The organism is Neisseria sp. P0001.S005, from assembly GCF_051963715.1.
In genome coordinates this window covers 1-345 of record NZ_JBQCTZ010000828.1, presented here as the reverse complement: position 1 = coordinate 345, position 345 = coordinate 1, and the positions used below count along the sequence as shown (strand labels likewise).

Here is a 345-nt window from a genome sequence, read left to right as displayed (position 1 = left end):
CCTGCTTCCCTCATCATGGCGTTGGCGCGATTTTTTTTCACAAAGACCATTTTTGCAGGCAGTTTCAGTTTGGCCTGATTGCCCAAATCAACGGTTGCCGGGCCTTGGACGATTTGGTCGTCAACGTAGTTTGCGATAGAGTCTGAGGCTTGTTGCGTCTCTTGTTCGGATGCCTCGACGGCAGAAGCGGCATCAGCTTTGGCTGCAGAAGCCGGTAGGGTTTGGATAGATAGTAGGGCTGCCAAAACGGCATAGGCGAGACGGTTGCTTTTCATCATAGGGTTCTCATGGAAGAAGAATTAAAAAAGATGCAGACAGCCGCAACACCATATGCTCCGGCATGAC

The 345-nt window shown here is 50.7% G+C and carries 1 pseudogene; it reads right to left on the bottom strand.

What is annotated here, in order from left to right:
- A pseudogene (locus tag ACTHSP_RS23080) lies at window positions 1-278 on the bottom strand (DUF2167 domain-containing protein); the annotation flags it as partial.
- Window positions 279-345: the final 67 nt, after the last annotated feature.